The following is a 21,904-nucleotide window of genomic DNA, read 5'->3' as shown; positions in this document are numbered from 1 at the left end:
TATTTTACCATAGAATATGCGGGTGATGACCGAATTTTTTAGTTTGGGAAAGATTTTCTGTAAATTTAGTCATTTCCCTGATAATTCTCAACTAGAATCGGCTGAAGCTGCTGGTGCATGAGTGCCTTTTCAATCGTTTGCGGAAGCAGATCCATTTTGGCTACCATTGAATTCGGTTTTTTTAATGGATCGTCTTGCCCGAATGGAATAAAAAAGATATTTTTTGTTGACATGAGCCTCATTAAATTTGTTCCGTTTAAACCGAGAGCATCATTTGTCGAGATACCCAGAACAACAGGCCGATTGTTCCGGATTGTCGCTTTTGCCGCCATCAGCACCGGACTGTCCGTCATGGCATTTGCAAGCTTGCTCATTGAATTGCCTGTTAAAGGCGCAATGACCATGCAGTCAAGGGGCAGCTTCGGCCCAAGAGGTTCTGCCTTTACAATCGAATCAATGGCCTCATATCCAGTCAGGTCTTCAATTTTTTTAACCCATTCTGCGCCCTCTCCAAATCGGGTATTTGTAGATTTTACATTAAATGTGACAACCGGACGGACTTCAGCTCCTTCGTTGACCAACGCCTCAATTTGCGGGAAAACCGCTTCATATGTGCAATGCGACCCGGTCAGCCCAAACCCGATTCTTTTTCCTTTTAATGAAGACATCCTTATTTCCCCTCCTCAGCTTGTATTTCAGCCAAAAGCTTGCTCAAGACGTTTGCAAGGATTTGCCCAGCTGTTTTAGGAGCGACAATCCCTGGAAGCCCGGGAGCAAGAAGTGCTTTAATCCCTTGTTTCTCGGCATATTTAAAATCCGTTCCCCCGGGACGTGAGGCCAGATCCAATATTAAGGTTTTTGGTGTCATGCTAGAAAGTACCGTTTGATTTAAAATCATACTCGGTATGGTATTAATGCAAATATCTATATCTTTTACATGCTCTTTCAGCTCATCGGTATGAAAAGGAACGAGCCCCATTTCAGTGATACGTGCCAGATGCGCTGAACTTCTTGCCCCCACTTTTACATTCGCCCCGAGCGCGGCAAATGTACGGGCAATCGTCATCCCGGTGCGCCCCAGACCGAGAACGGCCACCTGTGATCCGTGTATCGTATAATCCGTGTGCTGAATAGCCAGCATGATCGTTCCTTCTACTGTCGGAATAGAGTTGTATATCGCAATGTCATCCCGCTCAAACAGTTTAACAAGTTTTCTTTTTGCCTGAGCTGCAATGTTTTCTAAATAGGCGTTAGAAATTCCTGAGAAAATGACACAATGTGCAGGCGTTCTGTCGAGATGGTCCTGTTTTAACACAACTTCTTCATTAGAAAATACAGTCGATACGACACCTTCTCCTGTTGTCGCGGATACTGGAAGAATGATGCTGTCTATTTGCTGAAAAGGAATTTCATCAATATTGCATTTTACTGCCCCGGTAAAACCGTGATCCAATTGGTCAAAACCGACAAGATAGATGTCAGCCTGCTGTTCAGTGAGCTTTCTTATAATTTCGAGCTGTCTTGCGTCACCGCCGATAACTGCAATTTTCAATCCGGTTAACATTCTAAACGTTCACCTTCTTTGTATATACTGGATCTCTAGTTGTTAAGCTCCCCTTCATCTTATGATCAAAAGAAAATACTGGTGAATATAAAAGATGCGCTTTTTCCATATAAAAAAACATCGGCTCCGGCAGCCGATGTTTCAGATGTTTTCTTTAGAGCCCGCTTCACAGTCAATTGGGCTATTTACTCTTGTCGAGGAGGCATTTCCTCAGGTACATCTAATATAATCATATCTGAACCGATCTTTTGAATATGGTGCCATGGGACACGAATGTCATGACCTTGCTTTCTCAAACCAAACCACTTAACTGTGGGAATGAGGAGTGCTGTAATCTGTCCATCCTGTTCATTGATTTCCAAATCGGTCTGGCCGAGCACTCCGAGCCGTTCAGCTCTTTTGATGTCTACAATTTCCTTTCCTGATAATTCACTGAGCCGCATGTCTGTCACCCCCTTGTACTATGTATGATGAAAGGGATTAAAAAATGCCTGCTCCATTATGGAGCAGGCTTTCCTTTTTAAGACGGCATATTGCCGGAAGGGCTGATAAGTGCTAATGCATAGTCTTCGGTAAACAATTGTCTGGCAAGGCCGTTAACACGCTCTAAGTTCACGGCGTTTAATTCATTGATGATTTCATCTAATGTTTTATGTTTGCCGAGCAGCAGTTCATTTTTTCCGTTTCGGCTCATTTTGCTGTTTGTGCTTTCTAAGCTCAGCATTAAGCTTCCCTTCATTTGCTCTTTGCTGTTTTCCAGTTCTTTTGAGGTAATGCCGTCACGTTTTAATGTGGCAAGGGTTTCTTGAATTGTTTCCGACAGCTGCTGAAGCTGATTTGCACCCGTTCCACCGTAAATAGTGAGCATTCCGCTGTCCTCATATGAGCTGTGATAGCTGTAAACAGAATAAGCAAGTCCTTTATCTTCACGCACATCTTGGAACAGCCGGCTGCTCATGCTGCCTCCGAGCACATTGTTGAGGACGATTAAATCATAAATACGTTCATGGCCAACCTCTAAGCCTTTAAATCCAAGGCACAAATGAGCCTGCTCTGTTTCTTTTTTTCTCGTCAGTTTTTCCGTGTGGAACTCAGGCTTCTCAAGGCCTGTCGCTTTGCCTTTCGCCTCGTATGACCCGAACCATTTTTCTACATCTTTGATAAAACTGTCAGATATATTGCCCGCTATCGAAATCACCACTCGGTCCGGCGTATAATAATCATGCATGTATTGTCTGAGAGAGTCACCGTTAAAGGAAGCAAGCGTTTCTTCCGTGCCTAGAATTGGGTAGCCTAAAGAATGATTGCCGTAAGTGGCTTTGCTCAATAAATCATGTACAATGTCGTCCGGCGCATCTTCATACATTTTAATTTCTTCATATACTACATTTTTCTCTTTTTTCAGCTCGTTTTCATCAAACGTTGAATGAAAGAACATATCTGCTAATACGTCCAGCGCGTAATTCGCATGCTCGTCAAGCACCTTTGCATAGTAGCAGGTATATTCCTTTGAAGTAAACGCATTGACCTGGCCGCCAATACGATCAAAAGATTCTGCTATCTCGCGTGCAGATTTTGTGCTCGTCCCTTTAAAGAACATGTGCTCTAAAAAGTGAGAAATTCCGTTTATCTCCGGCGTTTCATGTCTCGAACCTGTGCCGATCCATACGCCGATCGCAACAGAACGGACTGTCGGGTTATTTTCCAGCACAATTCTTACACCATTTTGACACGTATATCGTTTAATCAAATTTGTTCCTCCTATTCAAAGACAAGCTGCCTTCATCTGTTACTTCAATAGTCTTGTTTCATCCATTAGTTCAGTGACTGTTCCAAGCGCATATCCTTTGTCTTTTATCTGTGTAATCAGCGCTTCAAGACTTTCCGCCGTAGGGTCAGTCGGATGCATTAAAATCATGGCACCATTATGTATCTTGCTTAACACTCTCGTCTGAAGTACAGACGGAGCCGGCTTTTGCCAATCGATTGTATCAACTGTCCACATGACTGTTCCCATCTGTTTCTCTGCTGCAATGTCGATAACCGCTTTTCTGAAACTTCCGCTTGGCGGAGCGAACCACTTTGGCTTAACGCCGATCGTTTGTTCTATTTGTTCATTAGTCTTGTCGAGCTGCTCGGAAATTCTTCCTGTAGTCAGTTTGCTCATATCCGGATGATTGTATGAATGATTTCCGATTTCATGTCCGTCTTTTGCAATCTTCTTAGCGAGCTTTTCATTGTTTCTCACCCAATTGCCTTCTAAAAAGAACGTAGCTTTAACCTGGTGCTTTTGCAGAATAGGGAGCATTTTTTCCAAATACTCATTTCCCCATGCCACATTGATTAAAAAAGCCACCATCGGTTTGTCAGGATTTCCTTTATAAATAGGCTCAGGCTGAAGTGACTCAAGATGAACACTTGGTTTTACTTGACTGTACACCAAATCTTTTTCCCGAAACTCACCATGCTTTTTCATTTTTTTATATGATTGTTCAATATTGACCTTTAATCCATTGTAGCCTGGAATGCTTTTCCACACTTTATCAATTCTTGCATTCTGGGGCTTAACTTCGTACTCCGGCGCTTTTTGAAGCAATTCTTCATATAACGGGTCTTTTGACGCCGTGACAGTCACCGTATCTTTTTTCATTGCCCCTATATAATCAAGTGCATGCGGATTTTCCATCATCTCAAATGAGACAAAAAAAAGAAATAAAAAAACGGCAAACGGTACAAATTTTTTGTACATGTTCTGTCCCCCCTCACCTCACATTATGAAGGAGAAGGACAAGGTAGAACCCGCCTGCTTTTGAAAAGCTTCAAAATAAAGAAGCCGGGTCTCCCAGGCTCCTTTTATGTTTTCATTTAAGATTGTTGTTCTTCTTTTTCTTTCTCTTCACGGAGCACCGCTTTGCGGGATAAATTCACTCGTCCTTGTTTATCAATTTCAGTGACTTTGACAAGAATCTCGTCTCCGATTTTTACAACATCTTCAACTTTCCCTACGCGTTCAAGCGCAAGCTCTGAAATGTGCACCAAACCGTCTTTTCCGCTGAAAATTTCAACGAAAGCACCGAATTTTTCAATCCGTTTCACTTTACCTAGGTAAAGTTGGCCGACTTCAACCTCTCTAACAAGGTCTTCGATGATTTTTTTCGCTTTTTGGTTGCCGCTTTCATCTGTAGAGGAAATAAAGATTGTGCCGTCCTGCTCAATATCAATTTTAACACCGGTTTCTTCGATGATCTTATTGATTTGTTTTCCGCTTGGTCCGATGACATCGCGGATTTTATCAGGATTAATGGTCATTGTTAAGATCTTAGGCGCATATCGAGAAAGCTCTTTTCTTGATTCGCTTAATGTTGCAAGCATGCTGTTGAGGATTTCCATTCTGCCCTTTTTCGCCTGCTGAAGCGCTTCTTCAAGAATCTCTCTGGAAAGGCCTTCAATTTTAATGTCCATTTGCAGGGCCGTTACGCCTTTTTCGGTTCCTGCTACTTTAAAGTCCATATCTCCGAGCGCGTCTTCCATGCCTTGGATGTCAGTCAAGACAGTGTAATGTTCGCCTGATTTGACAAGACCCATCGCAATACCAGCAACTGGCGCTTTAATCGGTACACCAGCATCCATCATTGCAAGTGTGCTTGCGCAAATGCTTGCTTGAGATGTAGAACCGTTTGATTCAAGCACTTCTGAAACAAGACGGACAGTATAAGGGAAGTCTTTTTCAGACGGAATAACTGGCTCAAGCGCACGCTCACCCAGTGCTCCGTGTCCGATTTCACGACGTCCCGGTCCGCGCATCGGTCCTGTTTCCCCAACGCTGAATTGCGGGAAGTTGTAATGATGCATAAACCGTTTCGACTCTTCGACACCTAAGCCGTCAAGGATTTGCACATCTCCCAGAGCACCTAGCGTACATACGCTGAGGGCCTGAGTTTGTCCCCTTGTAAATAGACCTGAACCGTGCGTTCTTGGCAAGAGGCCAACCTCTGAAGAGAGCGGGCGGATTTGATCGACACCGCGGCCGTCCGGTCTTACTTTCTCTTCAGTAATCAGGCGGCGAACTTCATTTTTCACCAGCTTGGATAAAATCTGCTTCACTTGCTTGATTGTGTCTTCATCATGTTCTTCATCCTCGAATTTTGCCACAACTGCGTTCTTCACTTCGTTAATAGCATCTTCACGGGCATGCTTTTCATGAACTTGGATGGCTTTCAGCAGATCCTCTTCTGCCAAAGCTTTTACTTTTTCATTAAGCTCTTCATCAATTTCAAAGAGCTTAATTTCAGATTTCTCTTTGCCGACTGCTGCAACAATTTCTTCTTGGAATGCAATCAGGCGTTTAATCTCTTCATGGCCGAACATAATGGCCTCAAGCATGATTTCCTCAGGAACTTCGTCCGCTCCCGCTTCTACCATGTTAATCGCATCTTTCGTGCCGGCAACGACAAGATTGATGTCGCTTTTTTCAAGCTGATCGACTGTCGGGTTAATGATAAATTGATCATCAATGCGTCCGACAGTAACCCCTGCAATCGGTCCTTCAAACGGAATATCCGATACAGAAAGTGCAAGAGATGAACCGAACATGGCAGCCATTTCTGAAGAGCAGTTTTGGTCAACACTCATGACAATGCTGATGACTTGAACTTCATTACGGAATCCATCGGCAAACAAAGGACGGATCGGACGGTCAATTAAACGGCTGGCAAGAACCGCTTTTTCACTTGGACGTCCTTCTCTTTTAATAAATCCGCCCGGAATTTTCCCTACCGCATATAATCTTTCTTCATAGTTTACAGTAAGAGGGAAGAAATCAAGCGGTTTAGGTTCTTTTGAAGCGGTTGCTGTACTAAGTACTGCTGTATCACCGTAGCGGATCATCACAGCACCATTTGCCTGTTTGGCAAGCTGGCCGGTTTCAACAGTAAGCGTTCTTCCGGCCCAATCTATGGTAAAGACATGTTTTTCTTGTCCCATACAATTACGAACTCCTCTCTTCGTTGTGTGAAATAATCAATTACTCCTATTATGAACGAAATGAATTGAACATATCAATGTCAAAGTAGTATGTAAAAGGATTTCAATGATTTGTTATAAGAAATTTCGCTTTAATACGATAAAAAAGCGGGAATCCTCCCGCTTTTTACGATTATCGACGTAAGCCTAGTTTGTTAATTAACTCACGGTAACGAGTTACGTCTTTATTACGCAGATACGTAAGAAGATTACGACGCTTACCTACCATTTTAAGAAGACCGCGACGTGAGTGGTGGTCTTTCTTGTGAGTACGTAAATGCTCGTTCAAGTTGTTAATTGAGTCAGTTAGGATAGCGATCTGAACTTCTGGAGATCCAGTATCAGATTCGTGTGTTTTGAACTCATTGATGAGTTGGTTTTTACGCTCTTGAGTAATTGCCATCCTGTTTCACCTCCAAATCATATTTAGCCCCAGTTACCTAGCAACCGTCGGTGACTTCGGATTGCCAAGCAATGGTTTTAAGACTACGAAAACTATCATACTAAAAATCGTGCCTATATGCAAATATTTTAGAATAAAATTTGCGTGCGTTGCAAGTTATTTCCGTAAATTGCTGAAATAACGGATGGCTTCCTGCTTATCTTTCTCAATTTGCTCTGTTAATTCTTTGATGCCATTGAATTTCCGCTCGCTCCGAATCCGTTTGTACCATTCGATTTTTATAGCGGCTCCATATACCTCTTGATCGAAATCAAACAGATTGACCTCGATGGAAGGCTGCTCAGGGCGCTTTTCATAAAACGTTGGCTTATAGCCAATATTGCAAACGCCATTGTAAACTTCGCCGTTCACTTCCGCTTTTACGGCATATACACCTGTGGGCGGGACGATATAGCTGTTATTTAAACCGACATTCGCTGTCGGAAACCCGATGGTCCGCCCTCTTTTATCACCATGAATGACAATTCCTTTAATAAAATAAGGTTGTCCAAGCAAGACATTCGCCAATTCAACATCTCCGTTTTGAAGCGCGGTACGGATATACGAAGAACTGATTTTTTTATCCTGCTCCGTTAATTTTTCTACCATTGTGCACCCAGCTTTTCCGTCTAAATCATCCGGCATGGTCTTCATTGTTCCCTTGCCGTATTTGCCGTACGTAAAGTCAAAGCCTGCCACTGCGTGCTGCACATTAAGGCCGATAATATACTGGTCTATAAACTGCTTAGGAGAAAGAGAAGCAAACACTTCATTAAATTTAACGACATACAGAACTTCTGTACCTAATTGTTCAATTTGATTTATTTTGTCTTCAAGAGGCGTAATCAGATCCTTAGGTTCCTTATCTCTGCCCAACACGTGAGAAGGATGGGGATGAAAGGTCATCACAGCCAATGTCAGACCTTTTTCTTCGGCTATTTGCTTCGCTGTGCAGATTACCTTTTGATGCCCGAGATGAACGCCGTCAAAATATCCTAACGCCATCACTGATTTTGCCTGCTCCTCTTTTATTAAATGATGAGGATGTGTAATATGTATCGTCTTCACAGAACGGTCACCTTTTTTCTATTGTTCGCTTTTTTGCATCAATACTTTTGCCGGCTTTAACAGCCCTTTTTTTGCAGGATGAGGGAAATAGATCGCCAAACAGGTTCCGGATTCAGTAAAGACGGCGATACGGTCTTCACTTGTCATTTCAGAAAACTGCTCGGGCGTCTCAAGCAAAGCCCCATTTTCTACTTTCTTAGCTAATGTATCACTTATGATCCATTTCGGCAAATGATTGAGCGCACGTTCAATAGGAACTGTATGCTCTTCCACGGTTCCGGATTGGGCCTGTGCTTCGAGCTCATCAAAAGTAAAGCATTCGTCGAGAGAAAAATCTCCGGATGCCGTACGGATTAAATGAGACATATGAGCCGGATATCCGAGCTTTTCTCCGATCATGACCGCCAGCGTCCTTACATAGGTCCCTTTGGAGCAAGTCACTGTAAACCGGAAGCTTGCGGTTTCTCCATGATGTTTAATCTCTGTCGTCAGGGCAATGTCTTCAATGGTTATCATACGTTTCGGACGTTCTACTTCAATCCCTGCTCTTGCGTATTCGTATAATTTTTTGCCGTTTACTTTTACAGCGGAATACATGGGCGGAATTTGTTCTTGTTTCCCCTTTAAACTGTTTAAAACCTTTTCTACATCCGCTTTATCAATGTCGTGATTGACAGGCTTTGTTTCCACCGTTTCTCCGGTTTGATCCTCTGTTGTGGTTGAAAAGCCAAGCGTTATTTCTGCATCATACGTTTTAGATTTTTCAGTTAAGTATTCGACTATTTTTGTCGCTCTTCCTACACAAATCGGAAGCACGCCTGACACTTCCGGATCGAGCGTTCCTGTATGTCCTACTTTTTTTGTTTTTAACAGCTTTCGGATCTTCATGACACAGTCGTGCGATGTCATGCCAACAGGTTTATGTAAAAGGAGAACTCCGTTAACCATTTGCCTTTCACTCCTTCTTTTGAGCTTTTTTCTTTTAAACGAAGAAAGAGGACAGACGATATACGCCTATCCTCTCATTTTTTATTCAGATGGTTTCTCTGAATGTAATTCGTGAATCAGTGTTTCGATCCGATTTCCGTAATCGATTGATTCATCGAACTCAAATTCAATTTCAGGCGTTTTTCGAAGTCTGATGCGGCTGCCGATTTCGGATCGGATAAATCCTTTCGCTTTTGCCAGCCCTTTCAGCGCTTCTTCCCGTTTTTTCTCGTCACCGAGAACCGAGATATACACCTTTGCAATTTGCAAATCACCTGATACACGTACATCCGTTACTGTCAGAAAACCAATTCTCGGGTCTTTCAGCTTGCGGCTGATAATATCACCGAGTTCTTTTTTCATCTGCTCGCCGACACGGTTTGCTCTCATACTCAATTCAATCACCTCTAAGTTAAAACCACTCTGTCCTAGTGATCGTCCGTTCAATTTCAGGAAAAGAATCGATAAACGCTAGGACGCGCTGCAGTTCTTTTTCTGTTTGAACGCGAGAGGAAGAAACAGCGGCGATTCCGAAGCTGGTTCTTTGCCAGGTGTCCTGATAGCCAATCTCCGAAATCGAAACATTGAACTTGTTTTGAACCCTGGTTAAAATCCGCTTCAGAACGGCACGCTTTTCTTTTAGCGATCCTGCATCATAAATGATGCATTCACACTCCGCAAATCCGATCACGTTCTTTCAATTTCTTGCATGACAAACGCTTCTAGGATGTCACCTTCACGAATGTCATTGTATTTCTTAATTGTAATACCACATTCATAGCCTTGTGAAACTTCTTTCACATCGTCTTTAAAGCGTTTCAGAACATCTACTTCGCCTTCAAAGATGACGACGCCGTCACGAATTAAACGGAGGCCGCTGTCGCGCGTAATGGTTCCTTCAGTAACATATCCGCCGGCAATTGTACCGATTTTAGATACTTTGAATGTTTGGCGTACTTCTACTTGACCAATTACTTTTTCTTCATATTCAGGATCAAGCATACCTTTCATGGCAGCTTCAATCTCGTCGATTACTTTGTAAATGATACGGTGAAGTCGAATATCTACATTTTCAGCTTCAGCCGTACTCTTAGCATTTCCGTCCGGTCTCACATTAAACCCGATAACAATTGCATTGGAAGCAGATGCCAAGATAATGTCTGATTCAGTAATCGCACCAACGCCTGTATGGATGATTTTCACTTTAACGCCTTCTACTTCAATTTTTTGAAGTGCAGCCGTTAAAGCTTCAGCAGATCCTTGAACGTCAGCTTTTACGATGAGGTTGATGTCTTTTACATCACCTTGCTTAATTTGCTCGAATAAGTCATCAAGACTGAGCTTCGCTTTATCGCTGCGCTGCTCTTCAAGCTGTTTCGAAGCACGGGCTTCACCGACAGAACGAGCTGTTTTTTCATCCTTAAAGACAAGGAATTGGTCTCCCGCTTGAGGGACATCATTCAAACCGGTAATTTCAACCGGAGTTGACGGGCCGGCAGTTTTCACACGGCGGCCAATGTCGTTGACCATTGCACGGACACGGCCAAATGTATTGCCGACTACGATCGGATCACCGACATGCAGTGTTCCAGTCTGTACGAGCAACGTCGCGACTGACCCTCTGCCTTTATCGAGTTCAGCTTCAATAACCGTTCCTTTTGCCTGACGGTTCGGATTCGCTTTCAGTTCCTCTACCTCACTGACAAGCAAAATCATTTCCACGAGCTCATCAATGCCTTTTCCAGTTAAAGCGGAAAGCGGCACAAAAATGGTTTCTCCGCCCCAAGCTTCAGGGACAAGTCCGTATTCCGTCAGTTCTTGCATCACACGGTCAGGGTTTGCGGATTCTTTATCTATTTTATTCACAGCAACGATGATTGGAACCTCTGCTGCTTTTGCATGGTTAATCGCTTCAACTGTTTGCGGCATGACACCGTCATCGGCAGCTACGACAAGAATCGTAATATCAGTTACTTCTGCACCGCGTGCACGCATTGTTGTAAATGCGGCGTGGCCCGGTGTATCCAAAAACGTGATTTTCTTGCCGTTCTCTTCAATTTGATAAGCGCCGATATGCTGAGTGATTCCGCCTGCTTCTCCTTCAACAACCTTTGTTTTACGGATGCTGTCAAGAAGCGTTGTTTTCCCATGGTCAACGTGGCCCATGATTGTCACGACAGGAGGACGAATTTCAAGATCCTCTTCATTATCAGGCTCTTCGTATTTTTCCAGCTCTGTTTCTTCAAGCACAATGACCTCTTCTGTTTCAACACCATATTCTGATGCAATGAGTTCGATTGTGTCTTTATCAAGCTCTTGGTTAATAGTTGCCATTACGCCAAGAAGCATCAGCTTTTTAATGATTTCTGAAGGCTCTTTGCCAAGCTCTTCAGCAAGTGCGCCAACTGTTAAAGTGCCAGAGAATGTAATTTTCTCAGGAAGCTCTTTTTTCGGCTTTACAGGCTTTTGCTGATGTTGGTTTTTATTATTGTTGTTGTTGCGTTTATTTTTTTTGTTGTTGTTATTCTTCTTGTTTTTGTTAAATTGATTATTCTGCACGTCATTCTTCTTTCCGTCTCGAATTTTATTTGGTTGATTTCCAGCTGATTGCTGATTAACCCCTTGTGGCTGTTTGTTTTTGTTCGTTTCTGCTGGCTTTTGAGATTTAGCAGCTGCGCCGCCTTTTTTATATTTGGCATCTAGCTTTTTAATGGCCTTTTCTTCAAGCATGGCCATGTGATTATTCACTTCTAAATCCATGTTCTTCAGTGCGGTCAAAATTTCCTTACTTGAAACATTTAACGCTTTTGCATATTCGTATACTCTCATTTTAGCCATTCGTTCACCCCCAAAAATATTAATCGAGCAAGCTGATCAGCTTATTCGCAAAACCTTGGTCAGTGACGGCGACAACGACACGGGCTTCTTTACCGATAGAGCGTCCAAGAACCGCGCGACTCTCGACTTTTTTATAAGGGACTTTATAATAATTGCACTTGTCAGTTACTTTTTTTGCTGTGTTAGATGATGCATCCTCTGTAAGCAGGACAAGCTTTGCACGCGCATTCCTGATTTCTTTTATTACCAAGTCTTCGCCTGACACGACCTTACGAGCTCGATTGGCCAGACCCAGCAAGGGAAACCATTCCATTCCAGACATTTTATTTTTTCACCTTTTCCGCCAGTTCCAGCAATTCATCGAAAATCTGGTCATCGATTTGTGATTGAAATTGATTTTGCAAAGTGTTTTTCTTTTTTGCTGCTAAGATGCACTCTTTATCCAGCGTTAAATAAGCACCCCGCCCATTCTTTTTTCCGGTCGGGTCTACTGAGATTTCGCCTTCTTTCGACCGTACAACTCGGATCAGTTCCTTTTTAGGCTTCATTTCACCAGTCACTACACATTTGCGTAATGGGATCTTTTTGTGTTTATTCACCTAAAGTCACCTCTTATTCATCCGATTCAGCAGTTTCAGGCTCCGTAAAGAGCGGCTCATCATCTTCTTCAAGTTCTCTCGGATAGATTCCAAGTTCTCTTGCGTCCGTTTCGCTCTTAATATCAATCTTCCAGCCTGTCAGTTTAGCAGCTAAGCGTGCGTTTTGTCCTCTTTTGCCAATTGCCAGAGACAGCTGGTAATCAGGAACAATAACAGTTGTCGCTTTTTCTTCTTCATTAACGATGACATCAAGCACTTTGGAAGGGCTGAGCGCATTCGCGACAAATTCTACAGGATCACTGGACCAGTTGACAATGTCAATTTTTTCACCTTTTAATTCATTGACGATTGCTTGCACACGCTGGCCTTTAGGCCCTACGCATGAACCGACAGGATCAACGTCAGGATCATCTGTGCGAACAGAAATTTTTGAACGGTCGCCGGCTTCTCTGGCAACAGATTTTAGCTCGACAGTTCCATCATAAATTTCAGGCACTTCAATTTCAAACAAACGCTTTAACAGGCCTGGATGTGTTCTTGACACATAAATCTGCGGGCCCTTCGTTGTTTTTTCTACTTTTGTGATATATACCTTAATGCGGTCATGGGGCTTGTAGCTTTCATTCGGCATTTGCTCATTAACCGGCAGCAAGGCTTCTATTTTGCCTAAAGACACGTAGATAAATTTATTGTCCAGACGCTGGACGATCCCTGTCATGATGTCTTCTTCACGGTCGATAAATTCAGAATAGATCACGCCGCGCTCAGCTTCGCGCACACGCTGTGTGACGACCTGCTTCGCTGTTTGAGCAGCTATGCGCCCGAAATCCTTAGGTGTAACTTCGATTTCGACGACATCGCCGACCATATATTCCGGATGGATGCCCTGTGCCTCTTCAATTGAGATCTCTAATCTCTGGTCGTATACTTCGTCAACGACATCTTTTCTTGCAAATACACGGATGGAGCCAGTTTCACGGTTTAGATCCACCCGTACATTTTGCGCTTGATTAAAATTCCGCTTATAAGCAGAAATTAACGCAGCTTCGATTGCTTCGATGATAATTTCTTTACTGATGCCTTTTTCTTTTTCAAGAATCGTGAGAGCATCTAATAATTCACTGCTCATTTAACGGTCTCCCCCCTTAAAACATTTGTATTCATTAGAATGTAACAGCTAATCTTGCATTAGCTATCTTTTCATACGGAATATTGATCCGTTTCTTTCTTGTTTTGATCGTGATCTCAACTGTCACTGTTTGTCCATCAAATTCAGCCAGTTCACCTTCAAACACTTTTACGCCGTCAATAGGCTCATACGTCTTAATGTATACGTTTTTTCCTAGTGATTTTTCGAAATCGGCTTTTTTCTTTAGCGGACGCTCAGCTCCTGGAGATGAGACTTCAAGAAAGTAATTTTGGCTGATTGGGTCTGCCTCATCAAGCTTTTCGCTTAAAGCTTCGCTTACTTTGGCACATTCCTCAATATCCACACCGTCATCGGAATCAATAAACACGCGAAGGAACCAGCTTTGGCCCTCTTTGACAAATTCAATGTCAACGAGTTCCAGCTGAAGGCTGTCTACGATTGGCTGAGCCATTTCTTGAACGGTGTCAGTCACTTTTTTGCTCATGTTCTTCCTCCTTGTGCTGTCGATCTCATATTCGTCTCGTCACTCTGCATAAAAACCCTGCTTCAAAAGAGCAGGGGCTAAAAAGTAAACGATGAACATGTCGAGACAAAATTCTCCTGTTCAATACAAAAGAGCGGGTTTCCCCACTCTTTGCCTCGGTAATCGTTAGCATTTCCAATAAAACTATACCATAACCATATTTTTATTGCAAATGGATATACGCTTACCTTCATACCTAAGCAAGTGACAGAAACTCTAATATTACGATGGCACTTTTTGCGCTTATGTATGCATAGAAGCAGAATTTCTGAGAAATTCTGCTTTCCATATTAGAACAGTGACAATTGGTTTTGATCAGGCAGTGATTCCAGACAGCCGTGGCGATCTAAGTACTCTAAAATCGTTTTTGATACTTTCCCTCTCTTTTGCAAATCTTCTTTTGAGAGGAATTCGCCTTCTTCGCGAGCTTTTACAATGTTCAAAGCAGCGTTCGTCCCTAACCCTGGAATAGAGTTAAACGGCGGAATAAGACTGTTGCCGTCAATAATAAACTCTGTAGCGCTGGAGCGATATAAATCGACTTTTTGGAATGAATAGCCTCTCTCACACATCTCAAGCGCTAATTCTAAAACAGTCAGAAGGTTCTTTTCCTTCGGTGAAGCATCGAGTCCTTTAGCGTTTATATCCTCCATTACCGCTCTGATTGCTGTAGAGCCCTTGATCATTGTATCAATATCAAAGTCATCTGCACGAACGGTAAAATAAGCCGCATAATACAAAAGAGCATGATGCACTTTAAAGTAAGCAATGCGGACTGCCATTAAGACATATGCCGCGGCGTGGGCTTTCGGGAACATGTATTTAATCTTTTTACAAGAATCAATATACCAGTCTGGGACATTGTTATTTTTCATTTCTTCTTCCCATTCAGGCGTTAATCCTTTTCCTTTACGCACGAATTCCATGATTTTAAAGGCAAGGGACGGTTCAAGGCCTTGATAGATTAAATAAACCATAATGTCATCACGGCAGCCGATAACCTCACTCAGCTCACAAATATTATTGTGGATGAGCTCCTGTGCATTGCCAAGCCATACATCAGTTCCGTGAGACAAGCCTGAAATCTGAACGAGCTCAGAAAAAGTGGTCGGCTTTGTATCTTCAAGCATCTGCCGGACAAATCGGGTTCCGAATTCAGGAATTCCAAGAGTGCCCGTTTTACAGCCAATCTGTTCTTCAGTCACACCGAGTGATTCGGTTCCCTGGAAGATCTTCATCACTTCAGGATCATCCGTCGGAATTGTTTTCGGATCTATTCCGCTTAAGTCTTGAAGCATCCGAATAACAGTCGGGTCATCGTGTCCGAGAATATCAAGTTTTAACAGGTTGTCATGGATGGAGTGGAAATCAAAATGAGTCGTTTTCCACTCTGAACCTGTGGCATCTGCCGGGAACTGGATCGGTGAAAAATCATAAATATCCATATAATCCGGAACTACGATAATACCGCCAGGGTGTTGTCCAGTTGTACGTTTTACACCTGTGCATCCCTGTACGAGCCGATCTATTTCGGCACCGCGCATATGAAGATTGTTGTCTCCGGCATAGCCTTTTACATAACCGTAGGCTGTTTTTTCTGCCACCGTGCCTATTGTTCCCGCACGATATACATTGTCTTCCCCGAACAATACTTTTGTGTAATTGTGTGCTTGCGGCTGATATTCCCCTGAGAAGTTCAAATCGATATCAGGTACTTTGTCCCCTTTAAATCCTAAGAACGTTTCAAATGGAATATCATGGCCGTCTTTTTTCAAAGGCGTTCCGCAATGAGGACATGTCTTGTCAGGCAGGTCAAAACCGGAACCGACAGAACCGTCATTAAAGAACTCAGAATGCTGGCACTCAGGACAAACATAGTGCGGCGGCAGCGGGTTTACCTCAGTAATCTCAGTAAGTGTCGCAACTAATGAAGATCCTACGGAACCACGGGAACCAACGAGATACCCGTCATCTAGTGAACGTTTTACAAGTTTGTGAGAGATCAAGTAAATAACAGCAAATCCGTGGCCAATAATACTCTTTAACTCTTTTTCAATCCGCGCTTCGACAATTTCAGGCAGCTCTTCCCCGTAAATGCTTCTTGCACGCTGATAGCTCATTTCTCTGATCTCTTCATCAGCGCCTTCGATTTTCGGCGTATATAAATCATCTTTAATCGGCTTGATGTCATCAACTAAAGAAGCAACCTTTTGGGTATTGGTGACTACGATCTCCTTCGCTTTTTCTTCACCTAAGAAAGAAAAAGCTTCAAGCATTTCGTCTGTCGTTCTGAAATGCACTTTCGGCAGTTCATGCCTATTCAGCGGATTTGCCCCGCCTTGTGAGGATATTAAAATCTTTCTGTAGATTTTATCCTCATCATTCAAGTAATGAACATTTCCCGTAGCAACAACCGGTTTATTAAGCTTTTCCCCCAGCTTCGTGATATTCGCAATAATTTCTTTCAGCGCTTTTTCATCACGGACCAGTTCAAGCTCCAGCAAGTGACGATACACTTCAGGCGGCTGAACCTCAAGGTAATCATAGAATGACGCGATATCTTCCACCTCTTCAGGCGATTTTTGCATCATTCCCTCAAAAACCTCTCCCCTGTCACAGGCAGAACCGATCAGCAGCCCTTCCCTGTATTTCTCAAGCTGAGATCTCGGAATACGCGGCACTCTGTAAAAATAATGAATATGAGAAAGTGACACAAGCTTAAATAAATTTTTAAGTCCCGTGCTGTTCACGGCAAGTAATGTTGCATGATACGGTCTTGATCTTTGATAAGCATTGGACTGACCCATATTTTCATTCAACTCATCATGGTACTGAATACCTTTTTCAGCCGCGTCTTTCAGCATTTTCAGAAGCAAATAAGCGGTTGCCTCAGTATCATAGATCGCACGGTGATGCTGTGTGAGTTCGATATCAAACTTTTTACAAAGTGTGTTCAACCGGTGGTTCTTAAATTCCGGATAGAGAAAACGTCCTAGTTCTAGCGTGTCAATGACTGGGTTTTTAGCTTTATCGACTTCAAGAAGCTTTTTATAGGCTACATTTAAGAATCCCATATCAAAGCTTGCATTATGAGCGACAAGGATATCATCGCCAATCCATTCTCTGAAATCTCTTATTACATCTACGACATCCGGAGCGTCTTGTAGCATATCATCAGTGATCCCTGTCAGCTCTATGATTGTGGCGGAAAGCGGACGATGCGGGTTCGCAAACGCCTCAAATTTATCAATAATTTCTCCGCCTTTTACTTTTACTGCAGCCAGCTCAATAATGGTATCGTATACAGCAGACAATCCTGTCGTCTCAACGTCAAAAACAACATATGTTTCTTCTTCGAGCAGACGATGTGCGGCATTATAAGCAATTGGCACGCCATCATCCACGAGATTCGCTTCCATCCCGTAAATCATTTTAATTCCATGCTTTTTGGCCGCAGAATACGCATCAGGGAAGGATTGAACGACAGCATGGTCAGTCAAAGCGATGGCCTCATGCCCCCATTTTTTCGCCTGTTCGACAAGCTTTCCGATACCCGTAACAGCATCCATTTGGCTCATTGGGGAATGAAGATGCAATTCCACTCTTTTTTCTCCTTCAGGTGCTGAATCTTCACGGGTTTTTGCTTTTATTTCGTTTACGTCATTTGCGATCATGACAAGGTCTCTGACAAATGTATCATTTTGAATGCTTCCGCGTGCTTTTACCCACATTCCTTTTTTCAGAGACTTCATCAGTGCCGCATCTTCTTTTTCACGTGCAAACATTTTGATCAAAATACTATTTGTATAGTCTGTAATTTTGAAGATACACAGCGTGCGCCCGCTCTTCAGCTCGCGCGTCTCCACATCAAACACATAACCTTGGACCGTAATTCTTCGTTCTTCGTCCATGATGCTGTCAAGTGTCCGGATTTCCTCGTTATCTTTAATTTGATAACCGATAACAAGAGGACCAGATGGTGCTTGGTCTTCATCACTTTCTTTATCTTTCTTCTCCATTTCAATCAAGGCCTGCATAGCCCGCTCTTGGTCTTCCGCAAGCTTTTGCTCCCGAAACTTTTGAACTTCCTGCTCGGATACAAATATTTCAGCATCAAGCTGAAGATCTGGAAAGCCAAATTGACGGTAGCCTGCTTGTATCATGGAACTGTATTTGTTCTTTAGCGCAGCCGCTTCTGTATCTGTTTTGGTTTTGATAATCAGTTTATTGCCCTTCAGCTTCGGTTTTTGCTGGTTTAAAAGACTGATGATCGGCGGCGAAATGCCCTGCAGTTCTTCAATGCAGCGTGACCAGTAGTCTTGAACGATACTTTCACTGACCTCGGCATCCTGAACTTCAATTGAAGATGTCACTTTTGCTATGTGGGCAAACGATTGCGTCAGCCTCATTGTTAATGTGTCATATATTTGAAAAGGCAGCAAAGATTTAAATTGAAAATGAAAATGCCAAGATTTAGAAGCTTTGTGAATTGTCAGCTTTTTAATCTCGCCATGTTCAAAGTATGTCATGAAGGTATCATCTGTCATATTAATCTGCTGCAGAAGAATTTGAAACTGCCTTCTGTTTACTGATAACTGTTCCATTAAGACAGTATCCCTCCCTAAAAACATCATAAGTGAAGGTACCTCAGGCAATGAGGTACCTTCTATTATTTCTATTTTAACATGTTTTTTGATAAATCGTTATGGTGATTACTGCTTGCTGATAAACGCAGATAATTCGTCTACTGAAATCTCAGTTGACTCACCAGTTTGACGAATTTTCACTTCGACGATTCCTTCGTCAGCCCGTTTTCCGACAGTGATGCGGATTGGAAGGCCGATTAGATCTGAATCAGCGAATTTTACACCGGCACGCTCAGCACGGTCGTCATAGAGCACTTCATAGCCTTCCGCTTTTAAATCGGCATACAGCTTTTCAGCAAGCTCTCTTTGCCCATCGTTTTTCATGTTCAATGCAAGAATATGAAGATCGTACGGGGCAACGCTTTTTGGCCATATTAATCCTTTTTCGTCGTGATGCTGTTCAGCAATAGCAGAAAGCGTTCTTGACACACCGATTCCGTAACAGCCCATCAGCATTGGCTGCGCGCGTCCGTTTTCATCTAAATATGTCGCATTCATCGCTTCTGAATAGCGTGTTCCGAGCTTAAAGACTTGTCCGACTTCGATTCCCTCAGCAAAACGGATCGTTCCCTTGCCGTCTGGTGAAGGATCACCTTCTTTAATAAAACGAAGATCAGCAAATTCTTTAATTTGCGCGTCACGATTCACATTGACATTTTTATAATGATGATCTCCTTCATTTGCCCCGGCAACAGCATTAACCATTGCTTTCACAGCTTGATCGGCATATACTTCCACATCCTGATGAATACCAACAGGGCCTACAAAGCCTGGCTCTGTTCCGAGCTGCTGAATGACCTCTTCATGTGTGGCAAGCTCTACAACTTCTGCATGAAGCAAGTTTTTCACTTTAATATCGTTAACTTCATGATCCCCTCTTACAAGCACTAAGACAAAACGGTCATCAGCTTTAAACAATACTGACTTAATGCACGCTTCAGCCGAAACCTGTAAGAACGCAGTCAGTTCTTCGATTGTTTTCACGTTAGGCGTATGAACCTTCTCTAGAGCTTTAGGCTCTTCATCTGAAGGAACTTCCTGGTGAAGAACTTCAGCCATCTCGATATTAGCCGCGTACTGTGATTCATCAGAATACGCAATCGTATCCTCTCCGATCGCAGAAAGTGCCATAAATTCGTGCGTATCCTTTCCTCCCATTGCGCCTGAATCAGCGATAACAGGTCTTACATTAATGCCGCAGCGGGCAAAAATATTAGAATAGGCCTCGTACATTTTTTGATACGTTTCATCTAGGCTCTCTGCAGATGCATGGAAAGAGTACGCATCCTTCATAATAAATTCGCGGCCTCTTAACAAACCGAAGCGAGGACGTTTTTCATCTCTGAACTTAGACTGAATTTGATAAAGAGTCAGAGGGAGACGCTTATAAGATTTAACCTCATCGCGAACAAGCGAAGTAATAACCTCTTCATGCGTTGCCCCTAAAGCAAATTCACGGCCATGACGGTCTTTTAGTCTCATCAGTTCGGGACCATACGTATACCATCTGCCTGATTCCTGCCATGTCTCTGCCTGCTGCAATGCGGGCATGAGCATTTCTACGGCATCAATTTTCTCCATTTCCTCTCGAACAATCTGCTGAATGTTTTGAATCACCTTATACGCAAGAGGCATATAGCTGTATACCCCGCTCGTATTCTGTCTGATAAATCCTGCTCTCAGAAGAAGCTGATGACTTTTTGCTTCGGCATCAGCTGGAACTTCACGGAGCGTAGGAATAAGCGTCAAGCTTTGTCTCATTTCTTCGCACCTCTGATTGATTTACTTTTCGTTTACAAAAACAGCCGCTGGATATCGTTCCATGTGACAACCAGCATAAGAAGCATTAAGAAAGCTACTCCGATAAACACAACAAATGCTTCTTTTTCCCTGTTAATCGGTTTGCCCCGAATCGCTTCAATAAATAGAAACAACAGTCTTCCTCCGTCAAGCGCCGGAATCGGAAGTAGGTTGACAATCCCAAGGTTAATGCTTAAAAACGCCGCAAACTGAAATAAGTTCACGATCCCTGTTTTCGCCACTTGGTCTGTCATGTCATATATGCCGACAGGACCTGACAGCATATCGAGTTTAAATTGGCCTGTTACTAATTTGCTCAGATTGGTTAAAATGGCTTTGGTGACATCAACTGTTGATGTCGCGCCGTAAGCAACCGCTGAGAGTACGCCTTTTTCAGTCGGCGCATAGGAACCGAAACGTCCGATTGTTTTTTTGTTCTCATCTTTAACAGCTTCCGGAGTCACCGAAATATGAAGCGTTTTGTTATCTCTTTTTACCGCAACGTCCATTTCTTTCTCCGGGTTTTCTTTTACAGCGGAGACAATGTCAGTCCAAGACCTCATTTTCTCTCCGTTAATGCTTTGGATATAATCCCCTTCTTTTAGCCCTGCTTCAGCCGCCCGTCCATTGTCTGTCAGCTGCCCGAGCATAGGTTCATTTGACGGTACGCCTTGAATCAGCCCAAGCATCACTAAAATGACGTAAGCTAAAATAAAGTTCATAATCGGCCCTGCAGCAATTGCTTTAATCCGCTGCCATACAGGTTTGGAACCAAATTGGCGATTATACGGCGCAATCTGCACTTCTTCTCCGTCTACAATAAAAAAGGATGTTTCGCTGACAGTAAAGCTGGAAAGTTCGTCCTCTTTCCCCTGTTCATAACCGGTGATCTTCATGTCATGCTCTAGATCCGCTGTTTCCACTTCAATGACTAATGCATCCGGATATTTTTCCTTTTGATTGATGATGACTTTCTCAACTTGATCTTCCTTATTAAACAGAAGCCCGACCGTGTATCCGGGTTTCACCTCAATCATTTCCGGATCTTCGCCGGCCATACGAACAAATCCGCCGACCGGAAGCAGCCTGATCGTATAAACTGTTTCATTTTTTTTGAAAGAAAAAATCTTTGGACCGAAGCCGATCGCAAATTCACGGCAGAGAATTCCCGCTCTTTGGGCTAGCAATAAATGGCCCAGTTCATGGAAGAAAACGAGCGTTCCGAAAATAATGATAAACGCTATAACTGTATTCACGAACATACC

The 21,904-nt window shown here is 43.0% G+C and carries 19 protein-coding genes; all 19 read right to left on the bottom strand.

Going from position 1 to position 21,904, the window contains the following annotated elements:
- Positions 1-65: 65 nt before the first annotated feature.
- Complete coding sequence (gene dpaB, locus M1D65_RS08950; protein ID WP_283857357.1) at positions 66-668, bottom strand: dipicolinate synthase subunit B; 603 nt, start codon at positions 666-668, stop codon at positions 66-68.
- Between the two features lie 2 nt (positions 669-670).
- Complete coding sequence (gene dpaA / locus M1D65_RS08945; RefSeq protein WP_003231888.1) at positions 671-1,564, bottom strand: dipicolinic acid synthetase subunit A; 894 nt, start codon at positions 1,562-1,564, stop codon at positions 671-673.
- A 185-nt stretch (positions 1,565-1,749) separates the two neighbouring features.
- Positions 1,750-2,007, bottom strand: a complete 258-nt coding sequence (locus tag M1D65_RS08940) for a YlmC/YmxH family sporulation protein (protein WP_003231890.1) — start codon at positions 2,005-2,007, stop codon at positions 1,750-1,752.
- 77 nt (positions 2,008-2,084) lie between these two features.
- Positions 2,085-3,314, bottom strand: a complete 1,230-nt coding sequence (locus M1D65_RS08935) for a M16 family metallopeptidase (RefSeq protein WP_456270841.1) — start codon at positions 3,312-3,314, stop codon at positions 2,085-2,087.
- Between the two features lie 39 nt (positions 3,315-3,353).
- Positions 3,354-4,313 (bottom strand): polysaccharide deacetylase family protein, encoded by a 960-nt coding sequence (locus M1D65_RS08930; RefSeq protein ID WP_133953820.1) that lies wholly within the window; start codon positions 4,311-4,313, stop codon positions 3,354-3,356.
- A gap of 116 nt (positions 4,314-4,429) precedes the next feature.
- The gene (pnp, locus tag M1D65_RS08925; protein ID WP_003231897.1) at positions 4,430-6,547 is read right to left on the bottom strand and encodes a polyribonucleotide nucleotidyltransferase; all 2,118 of its coding nucleotides are present in this window, start codon (positions 6,545-6,547) and stop codon (positions 4,430-4,432) included.
- Between the two features lie 172 nt (positions 6,548-6,719).
- A complete protein-coding gene (gene rpsO / locus M1D65_RS08920; RefSeq protein WP_003220957.1) occupies positions 6,720-6,989 on the bottom strand; it encodes a 30S ribosomal protein S15 in 270 nt (89 codons plus the stop codon).
- Between the two features lie 156 nt (positions 6,990-7,145).
- Positions 7,146-8,096 (bottom strand): bifunctional riboflavin kinase/FAD synthetase, encoded by a 951-nt coding sequence (gene ribF, locus M1D65_RS08915; protein WP_014479803.1) that lies wholly within the window; start codon positions 8,094-8,096, stop codon positions 7,146-7,148.
- Between the two features lie 18 nt (positions 8,097-8,114).
- Positions 8,115-9,044, bottom strand: coding sequence for a tRNA pseudouridine(55) synthase TruB (truB, locus tag M1D65_RS08910; protein ID WP_015252083.1), 930 nt, complete (start codon positions 9,042-9,044; stop codon positions 8,115-8,117).
- A gap of 81 nt (positions 9,045-9,125) precedes the next feature.
- Entirely contained in the window at positions 9,126-9,479 is a 354-nt protein-coding gene (rbfA, locus tag M1D65_RS08905) for a 30S ribosome-binding factor RbfA (RefSeq protein WP_009967251.1), read from the bottom strand.
- A gap of 16 nt (positions 9,480-9,495) precedes the next feature.
- Positions 9,496-9,774 carry a DUF503 domain-containing protein gene (locus tag M1D65_RS08900; RefSeq protein WP_003220950.1) on the bottom strand — a complete coding sequence of 93 codons (279 nt, stop codon included), beginning with the start codon at positions 9,772-9,774 and terminating at the stop codon, positions 9,496-9,498.
- Positions 9,771-11,921 (bottom strand): translation initiation factor IF-2, encoded by a 2,151-nt coding sequence (gene infB / locus M1D65_RS08895; RefSeq protein ID WP_014479801.1) that lies wholly within the window; start codon positions 11,919-11,921, stop codon positions 9,771-9,773. Before infB ends, M1D65_RS08900 begins: the two co-directional genes overlap by 4 nt.
- Before the next feature lie 19 nt (positions 11,922-11,940).
- Entirely contained in the window at positions 11,941-12,243 is a 303-nt protein-coding gene (locus M1D65_RS08890) for a YlxQ family RNA-binding protein (RefSeq protein WP_003220946.1), read from the bottom strand.
- Position 12,244: 1 nt separating this feature from the next.
- Positions 12,245-12,520 (bottom strand): glucose-induced regulator RulR, encoded by a 276-nt coding sequence (gene rulR, locus M1D65_RS08885; protein ID WP_009967250.1) that lies wholly within the window; start codon positions 12,518-12,520, stop codon positions 12,245-12,247.
- 13 nt (positions 12,521-12,533) lie between these two features.
- Positions 12,534-13,649, bottom strand: a complete 1,116-nt coding sequence (gene nusA / locus M1D65_RS08880; protein WP_003231912.1) for a transcription termination factor NusA — start codon at positions 13,647-13,649, stop codon at positions 12,534-12,536.
- A 34-nt stretch (positions 13,650-13,683) separates the two neighbouring features.
- Complete coding sequence (gene rimP, locus M1D65_RS08875; protein ID WP_003231915.1) at positions 13,684-14,154, bottom strand: ribosome maturation factor RimP; 471 nt, start codon at positions 14,152-14,154, stop codon at positions 13,684-13,686.
- Between the two features lie 329 nt (positions 14,155-14,483).
- Positions 14,484-18,797, bottom strand: a complete 4,314-nt coding sequence (locus M1D65_RS08870; RefSeq protein ID WP_456270840.1) for a PolC-type DNA polymerase III — start codon at positions 18,795-18,797, stop codon at positions 14,484-14,486.
- 108 nt (positions 18,798-18,905) lie between these two features.
- Positions 18,906-20,600: a proline--tRNA ligase gene (gene proS, locus M1D65_RS08865; RefSeq protein WP_003231918.1), complete on the bottom strand. Its 1,695-nt coding sequence runs from the start codon at positions 20,598-20,600 to the stop codon at positions 18,906-18,908.
- Between the two features lie 32 nt (positions 20,601-20,632).
- Complete coding sequence (rseP, locus tag M1D65_RS08860; protein WP_010886508.1) at positions 20,633-21,901, bottom strand: RIP metalloprotease RseP; 1,269 nt, start codon at positions 21,899-21,901, stop codon at positions 20,633-20,635.
- Positions 21,902-21,904 lie beyond the last annotated feature (3 nt).

It is taken from the genome of Bacillus sp. JZ39 (genome assembly GCF_053903145.1).
This window is presented reverse-complemented; position numbering and strand designations above follow the sequence as displayed.

Bases quoted from the DNA above. Each gene is read 5' to 3' on its own strand.
- dpaB (WP_283857357.1), bottom strand. From the start codon at position 668: ATGTCTTCATTAAAAGGAAAAAGAATCGGGTTTGGGCTGACCGGGTCG.
- dpaA (WP_003231888.1), bottom strand. From the start codon at position 1,564: ATGTTAACCGGATTGAAAATTGCAGTTATCGGCGGTGACGCAAGACAG.
- M1D65_RS08940 (WP_003231890.1), bottom strand. From the start codon at position 2,007: ATGCGGCTCAGTGAATTATCAGGAAAGGAAATTGTAGACATCAAAAGA.
- M1D65_RS08930 (WP_133953820.1), bottom strand. From the start codon at position 4,313: ATGTACAAAAAATTTGTACCGTTTGCCGTTTTTTTATTTCTTTTTTTT.
- pnp (WP_003231897.1), bottom strand. From the start codon at position 6,547: ATGGGACAAGAAAAACATGTCTTTACCATAGATTGGGCCGGAAGAACG.
- rpsO (WP_003220957.1), bottom strand. From the start codon at position 6,989: ATGGCAATTACTCAAGAGCGTAAAAACCAACTCATCAATGAGTTCAAA.
- truB (WP_015252083.1), bottom strand. From the start codon at position 9,044: ATGGTTAACGGAGTTCTCCTTTTACATAAACCTGTTGGCATGACATCG.
- infB (WP_014479801.1), bottom strand. From the start codon at position 11,921: ATGGCTAAAATGAGAGTATACGAATATGCAAAAGCGTTAAATGTTTCA.
- M1D65_RS08890 (WP_003220946.1), bottom strand. From the start codon at position 12,243: ATGTCTGGAATGGAATGGTTTCCCTTGCTGGGTCTGGCCAATCGAGCT.
- nusA (WP_003231912.1), bottom strand. From the start codon at position 13,649: ATGAGCAGTGAATTATTAGATGCTCTCACGATTCTTGAAAAAGAAAAA.
- rimP (WP_003231915.1), bottom strand. From the start codon at position 14,154: ATGAGCAAAAAAGTGACTGACACCGTTCAAGAAATGGCTCAGCCAATC.
- M1D65_RS08870 (WP_456270840.1), bottom strand. From the start codon at position 18,797: ATGGAACAGTTATCAGTAAACAGAAGGCAGTTTCAAATTCTTCTGCAG.
- proS (WP_003231918.1), bottom strand. From the start codon at position 20,600: ATGAGACAAAGCTTGACGCTTATTCCTACGCTCCGTGAAGTTCCAGCT.
- rseP (WP_010886508.1), bottom strand. From the start codon at position 21,901: ATGTTCGTGAATACAGTTATAGCGTTTATCATTATTTTCGGAACGCTC.